3 rRNA genes are annotated in these 5550 nt (G+C 54.6%); all 3 read right to left on the bottom strand.

Annotation, left to right across the window (positions count from 1 at the left end):
- Nucleotides 1-56: 56 nt before the first annotated feature.
- The 3 genes from rrf to ITJ43_RS14945 all read right to left on the bottom strand — a co-directional run bounded on the left by rrf (nucleotide 57) and on the right by ITJ43_RS14945 (nucleotide 5304).
- A 5S ribosomal RNA gene (gene rrf / locus ITJ43_RS14955) occupies nucleotides 57-173 on the bottom strand.
- 102 nt (nucleotides 174-275) lie between these two features.
- A 23S ribosomal RNA gene (locus ITJ43_RS14950) occupies nucleotides 276-3382 on the bottom strand.
- A 399-nt stretch (nucleotides 3383-3781) separates the two neighbouring features.
- Nucleotides 3782-5304: ribosomal RNA gene (locus ITJ43_RS14945) — 16S ribosomal RNA — on the bottom strand.
- Together the 16S, 23S and 5S rRNA genes form the textbook arrangement of a ribosomal RNA operon.
- Nucleotides 5305-5550 lie beyond the last annotated feature (246 nt).

The following is a 5550-nucleotide window of genomic DNA, read 5'->3' as shown; positions in this document are numbered from 1 at the left end:
TCGGTGTGTTAACGGGAAATGGCCACCCAACAGTGGGTGGCCATTTCCTGAAAGAAGTCCGGCGGTGTCCTACTCTCCCACAGGGTCCCCCCTGCAGTACCATCGGCGCTGTGAGGCTTAGCTTCCGGGTTCGGAATGTAACCGGGCGTTTCCCTCACGCTATGGCCGCCGAAACACTATTGATGTTTCAATCAAACACATAACGAATCATCGTTATGCGGTTCTCGACCGTACATCGAGAACCACTCAGTGGACGCAAGCACCAAAAACGGTGTGTTATCAAGTCATCGGCTTATTAGTACCGGTCAGCTTCACGTGTTGCCACGCTTCCACATCCGGCCTATCAACCCAGTAGTCTGGCTGGGAGCCTCTCACCCCGAAGGGTATGGAAATCTCATCTTGAGGCCGGCTTCCCGCTTAGATGCTTTCAGCGGTTATCCATCCCGAACGTAGCTAACCAGCGGTGCTCTTGGCAGAACAACTGGCACACCAGAGGTTCGTCCAACCCGGTCCTCTCGTACTAGGGTCAGATCCTCTCAAATTTCCTACGCGCGCAGCGGATAGGGACCGAACTGTCTCACGACGTTCTAAACCCAGCTCGCGTACCGCTTTAATGGGCGAACAGCCCAACCCTTGGGACCTACTCCAGCCCCAGGATGCGACGAGCCGACATCGAGGTGCCAAACCATGCCGTCGATATGGACTCTTGGGCAAGATCAGCCTGTTATCCCCGAGGTACCTTTTATCCGTTGAGCGACAGCGCTTCCACAAGCCACTGCCGGATCACTAGTCCCGACTTTCGTCCCTGCTCGACCTGTCAGTCTCACAGTCAAGCTCCCTTGTGCACTTACACTCGCCACCTGATTGCCAACCAGGTTGAGGGAACCTTTGGGCGCCTCCGTTACTTTTTGGGAGGCAACCGCCCCAGTTAAACTACCCACCAGGCACTGTCCCTGAACCGGATTACGGTTCGAAGTTAGATATCCAGAGTGACCAGAGTGGTATTTCAACAATGACTCCACGGTAACTGGCGTCACCGCTTCAAAGTCTCCCACCTATCCTACACAAGCCACACCGAACACCAATACCAAGCTGTAGTAAAGGTCACGGGGTCTTTCCGTCCTGCTGCGCGTAACGAGCATCTTTACTCGTAATGCAATTTCGCCGAGTTCGCGGTTGAGACAGTTGGGAAGTCGTTACGCCATTCGTGCAGGTCGGAACTTACCCGACAAGGAATTTCGCTACCTTAGGATGGTTATAGTTACCACCGCCGTTTACTGGGGCTTAAATTCTCAGCTTCGCCTTGCGGCTAACCGGTCCTCTTAACCTTCCAGCACCGGGCAGGCGTCAGTCCGTATACATCGTCTTGCGACTTGGCACGGACCTGTGTTTTTAATAAACAGTCGCTACCCACTAGTCTCTGCGGCCACCACACCCTTTTCCAGGCAAGCTGGTATAAGCGGATGGCCCCCCTTCTCCCGAAGTTACGGGGGCATTTTGCCGAGTTCCTTAACCACGATTCTCTCGATCTCCTTGGTATTCTCTACCTGACCACCTGAGTCGGTTTGGGGTACGGGCGGCTAGAACCTCGCGTCGATGCTTTTCTTGGCAGCATAGGATCACCCACTTTTTATCCGCATCGTGTCTCAGCCTTCATGACTCCCGGATTTGCCTAAGAGTCGGCCTACGCACTTGCCCCGGGACAACCATCGCCCGGGATGGGCTACCTTCCTGCGTCACACCTGTTAATACGCTAACCGCACCAGAATGGGGTCGTACGCTAGGCCCAACGCTTCACCCCGAAGGGATCCATCAAAGGGATTCAGATACTTAGCACTACTGGATTAGTTTGGGCGGTTCTTCGCCGGTACGGGAATATCAACCCGTTGTCCATCGACTACGCCTGTCGGCCTCGCCTTAGGTCCCGACTTACCCAGGGAAGATTAGCTTGACCCTGGAACCCTTGGTCTTTCGGAGGACGTGTTTCTCACACGTCTTTCGCTACTCATGCCTGCATTCTCACTCGTGTAGCCTCCACGGCTGGTTCACACCGCCGCTTCGCTGGCCACACGACGCTCTCCTACCCATCAACACGGCTGGACCACGAAGGCCTACCAAAAATGTCAATGCCACAACTTCGGTGGCGTGCTTGAGCCCCGTTACATTGTCGGCGCGGAATCACTTGACCAGTGAGCTATTACGCACTCTTTCAAGGGTGGCTGCTTCTAAGCCAACCTCCTGGTTGTCAAGGCAACTCCACATCCTTTCCCACTTAGCACGCGCTTTGGGACCTTAGTTGGTGGTCTGGGTTGTTTCCCTCTCGACTATGAAGCTTATCCCCCACAGTCTCACTGCTGCGCTCTCACTTACCGGCATTCGGAGTTTGGCTGACGTCAGTAACCTTGTAGGGCCCATCGGCCATCCAGTAGCTCTACCTCCGGCAAGAAACACGCAACGCTGCACCTAAATGCATTTCGGAGAGAACCAGCTATCACGAAGTTTGATTGGCCTTTCACCCCTATCCACAGCTCATCCCCTCAGTTTTCAACCTAAGTGGGTTCGGCCCTCCACGACGTCTTACCGTCGCTTCAGCCTGGCCATGGATAGATCACTTCGCTTCGGGTCTAGGACACGCGACTGAATCGCCCTATTCAGACTCGCTTTCGCTACGGCTACCCCACACGGGTTAACCTCGCCACGTATCGCTAACTCGCAGGCTCATTCTTCAAAAGGCACGCTGTCACCCCTACTAAGGAGGCTCCAACGGTTTGTAAGCAAACGGTTTCAGGTACTATTTCACTCCCCTCCCGGGGTACTTTTCACCTTTCCCTCACGGTACTTGTCCGCTATCGGTCATCTGGGAGTATTTAGGCTTATCAGGTGGTCCTGACAGATTCACACGGGATTTCTCGGGCCCCGTGCTACTTGGGATACTCTTCGCGCCAAGAGAGGCATTTCGACTACGGGGTTCGCACCCTCTATGACCTGGCTTTCAATCCAGTTCGTCTATACCTTCTTGTAACGCCGGCTGCTCGGCAGAGCAACCTGAAAAGTCCCACAACCCCGAATACGCAACTCCTGCCGGATATCACACGTACTCGGTTTAGCCTGTTCCGGTTTCGCTCGCCACTACTAACGGAATCGCGGTTGCTTTCTCTTCCTGTGGGTACTGAGATGTTTCACTTCCCCACGTTCCCTCTACCCGCCCTATATATTCAGGCGGGAGTCACTAGGTCGGCACGCCGCCCAGCGGGGTTTCCCCATTCGGACACCCTCGGATCACAGTGTGCTTATCCACTCCCCGAGGCTTATCGCAGATTGCTACGTCCTTCTTCGGCTCCAGATGCCAAGGCATTCACCGTTTGCTCTTAAAGACTTGAAATCACATGAGTTGAATCGTCAATCGAAATTGACTAAATGATCTTTAAGATCATCTTCACGACACAACACCCAAAGGTGTCGCATCGAAGATGCTCGCGTCCACTGTGTAGTTCTCAAAGTACGGGCGGTACCCTCCCCGCAACCAACAACCGTCGGCAACAAGAAAGGCCCTGAGGTTCGTCAGGCCACAACCCGAAAGTCATGACACATCCGGTCCCTCAGGACCCAACAGCGTGCATGTCCCGAAAAGCTCACCCCAAACGTTCCAGACCCGAAGGCCGTACTAGCTCGAAGATCACTCCCCGACACCTCGTCAAATGTTCCACCCATGAGCTCCCAGCGAAGAACAGGTGCCTTCGATCTGGGTTCTGGAAGTCCGAAAACTTCAGATGCTCCTTAGAAAGGAGGTGATCCAGCCGCACCTTCCGGTACGGCTACCTTGTTACGACTTAGTCCTAATTACCGATCCCACCTTCGACGGCTCCCTCCACAAGGGTTGGGCCACCGGCTTCAGGTGTTACCGACTTTCATGACTTGACGGGCGGTGTGTACAAGACCCGGGAACGTATTCACCGCAGCGTTGCTGATCTGCGATTACTAGCGACTCCGACTTCATGAGGTCGAGTTGCAGACCTCAATCCGAACTGGGACCGGCTTTTTGGGATTCGCTCCACCTCACGGTATTGCAGCCCTTTGTACCGGCCATTGTAGCATGCGTGAAGCCCAAGACATAAGGGGCATGATGATTTGACGTCATCCCCACCTTCCTCCGAGTTGACCCCGGCAGTATCCCATGAGTTCCCACCATTACGTGCTGGCAACATAGAACGAGGGTTGCGCTCGTTGCGGGACTTAACCCAACATCTCACGACACGAGCTGACGACAACCATGCACCACCTGTTTACGAGTGTCCAAAGAGTTCTACATTTCTGCAGCGTTCTCGTATATGTCAAGCCTTGGTAAGGTTCTTCGCGTTGCATCGAATTAATCCGCATGCTCCGCCGCTTGTGCGGGTCCCCGTCAATTCCTTTGAGTTTTAGCCTTGCGGCCGTACTCCCCAGGCGGGGAACTTAATGCGTTAGCTGCGTCACGGAATCCGTGGAATGGACCCCACAACTAGTTCCCAACGTTTACGGGGTGGACTACCAGGGTATCTAAGCCTGTTTGCTCCCCACCCTTTCGCTCCTCAGCGTCAGTTACGGCCCAGAGATCTGCCTTCGCCATCGGTGTTCCTCCTGATATCTGCGCATTCCACCGCTACACCAGGAATTCCAATCTCCCCTACCGCACTCTAGTCTGCCCGTACCCACTGCAGACCCGAAGTTGAGCCTCGGGATTTCACAGCAGACGCGACAAACCGCCTACGAGCTCTTTACGCCCAATAATTCCGGATAACGCTTGCGCCCTACGTATTACCGCGGCTGCTGGCACGTAGTTAGCCGGCGCTTTTTCTGCAGGTACCGTCACTTTCGCTTCTTCCCTGCTAAAAGAGGTTTACAACCCGAAGGCCGTCATCCCTCACGCGGCGTTGCTGCATCAGGCTTTCGCCCATTGTGCAATATTCCCCACTGCTGCCTCCCGTAGGAGTCTGGGCCGTGTCTCAGTCCCAGTGTGGCCGGTCACCCTCTCAGGCCGGCTACCCGTCGACGCCTTGGTGAGCCATTACCTCACCAACAAGCTGATAGGCCGCGAGCTCATCCCTGACCAAAAAATCTTTCCAACCGTTGAAGATGCCTCCACGGTTCGTATCCAGTATTAGACGCCGTTTCCAGCGCTTATCCCAGAGTCAGGGGCAGATTGCTCACGTGTTACTCACCCGTTCGCCACTGATCCACCCCGCAAGCGGGGCTTCACCGTTCGACTTGCATGTGTTAAGCACGCCGCCAGCGTTCATCCTGAGCCAGGATCAAACTCTCCATAAAGAAATAATGCAAACCCCATCGGAAAAACGACAAGGCCGCGAGTTTGAACTGACCAAAAAGATGCCATCACTGACAATCCATAACGCCAACCCCCCGGAAGGAGTTGGACTTGATCCAAAGGAATCTCACCCCACCAAAAGTGGAGTCGAGGTTATTTGGCATTTGACAAGTGCACGCTGTTGAGTTCTCAAGGATCGGATGCTCCCACTGCTCGGCCTCTCAGCCTCGCCCGCAGGGCAACTTCTC

Origin of the sequence: Microbacterium sp. VKM Ac-2870 (assembly GCF_015350795.1) — a bacterium.
Taxonomy (GTDB): Bacteria; Actinomycetota; Actinomycetes; order Actinomycetales; family Microbacteriaceae; genus Microbacterium.
This window is presented reverse-complemented; position numbering and strand designations above follow the sequence as displayed.